The 1,523-nt window shown below is 31.6% G+C and carries 1 protein-coding gene and 4 pseudogenes; 3 read left to right on the forward strand and 2 right to left on the reverse strand.

Annotated elements, in window-relative coordinates; all coding sequences use genetic code 11:
• Positions 1-234 (forward strand): annotated as a pseudogene (locus DK866_RS19730) (3-deoxy-7-phosphoheptulonate synthase); the annotation flags it as partial.
• A gap of 78 nt (positions 235-312) precedes the next feature.
• Here DK866_RS19730 and DK866_RS19735 read toward each other — a convergent pair.
• Both DK866_RS19735 and DK866_RS20280 read right to left on the reverse strand, forming a co-directional pair.
• The gene (locus DK866_RS19735) at positions 313-825 is read right to left on the reverse strand and encodes a tetratricopeptide repeat protein (protein ID WP_162557045.1); all 513 of its coding nucleotides are present in this window, start codon (positions 823-825) and stop codon (positions 313-315) included.
• Positions 802-888, reverse strand: a pseudogene (locus tag DK866_RS20280) (hypothetical protein); the annotation flags it as partial. The gene DK866_RS19735 and the pseudogene DK866_RS20280, both read right to left, overlap by 24 nt.
• A 273-nt stretch (positions 889-1,161) precedes the next feature.
• On the opposite strand from DK866_RS20280, the pseudogene tssD reads away from it, so the two are divergent.
• Positions 1,162-1,353: pseudogene (gene tssD, locus DK866_RS20240) on the forward strand (type VI secretion system tube protein TssD); the annotation flags it as partial.
• Between the two features lie 51 nt (positions 1,354-1,404).
• Positions 1,405-1,523 (forward strand): annotated as a pseudogene (locus DK866_RS20245) (3-deoxy-7-phosphoheptulonate synthase); the annotation flags it as partial.

Raw genomic sequence — 1,523 nt, forward strand, 5'->3', positions numbered from 1 at the left:
AAATTTGAGAAACAAATGGAAGTTGGTGCTGATATTTGCCAACAAATTAGCTCAGGTGAAAAAGCATTAATCGGCGTTATGATTGAGAGTCATTTAGTGGAAGGTAGCCAGTCATTAGAGAGTGGTGAGCCTTTGGTTTACGGTAAAAGTATCACCGATGCTTGTATTGGTTGGGATGATACCGAAACGCTGTTACGCCAATTAGCAGATGCGGTTGTTGCTCGTCGCGGTTAACTGATATTATATTAGTACACAAACTGTAATACCGTTGATAATTAATCAACGGTATTTTTTTATGAAAAAGAAAATAAGTTAGTCATGTACCTTTAATAGATCAAGTCTAAATTTAGCGGGTTTAAACCCAAGCTCATATGACTTTTGATACCATTCACATGCTTTTTCTTTGTCAGCAATGACACCCAATCCTTTTTCATATAAATAACCAATATTATAAATAGCTGAGGGATCATTATCTTCAGCCGCCTTTAAATAGAAGATCATTGCTTTCTGATAATCCTGATCAACTCCTAAGCCATGTTGATATGAATAAGCAATATTATTGTTTGTTTTGATATGCCCATTACTAACTGCTTTTAAATACCACTCCATTGCTTTTTCGTAGTCTTGTTTAGTACCAAGACCATCTAAATATAAAAGACCTAGATTATTCTGTGCTCTACTAAAATTCTGCTCTGCAGATTTTAAATACCATTCAATTGCTATATAGTAATTTTGTATAACACCTAAACCATCATCATACATATATCCTATATAAAACTGTGCAGTAGGATTATTTTTACTAGACGATTTTAGTAGCCACTTCATGGCCAATTCATAATCTTTAGGGAAATATAAATTTCCATTAATGTAGAAAGAACCTATTTTTGCTTGAGCCTCCGCATTCTCGTTATAAGCAGATAATAAATAGAATGGTAACTATTTTTAATTTCATATTAATATCCCTATTCTTTATTTGATTTTTAATTTTTTATTATGGTTGTATATTTAAGGTTATTATAATTAAAGGATTAAAAAATTAAAATGGGAAACTTAATTTATTTAACAATTGAAGGAAAACAACAAGGATTAATTTCAAGATGATGTGGAACAATTGACTCTATTGGAAATAAATGCCAAGAAGGAAAGGAAGATGAAATTATTATTATTGAATATAGTAGCACGATAACAAGAAATCAAAATGTATCCCATCATCCAATAGAGTTTATTAAAAATATTGATAAATCATCACCTTTGTTATTAGTTGCCATTTCTAATAATGAAGTTCTTAAATTAACCTTTGATTTTTATAGAACTTCACAGCACGGTAAAAATGAGAAATATTATACTATCGTATTAAATCAAGCTTCTATTGTCGATTATTCTACTCGTTACCCACATAGTATAGATAGTGGCTTGCCAACAGCTGGCGAGTTTTTAGATATGATAACGCCTCAATACGTTGCTGATTTAATGAGTTGGGGTGCCATTGGTGCTCGTACTACAGAATCTCAAGTACACCGTGA

Origin of the sequence: Proteus genomosp. 4 str. ATCC 51469 (assembly GCF_003144375.1) — a bacterium.
Taxonomy (GTDB): domain Bacteria; phylum Pseudomonadota; class Gammaproteobacteria; order Enterobacterales; family Enterobacteriaceae; genus Proteus.

Excerpts from the sequence above, each read along its gene's own strand:
- DK866_RS19735 (WP_162557045.1), bottom strand. The coding sequence starts at position 825 with ATGAAGTGGCTACTAAAATCGTCTAGTAAAAATAATCCTACTGCACAG.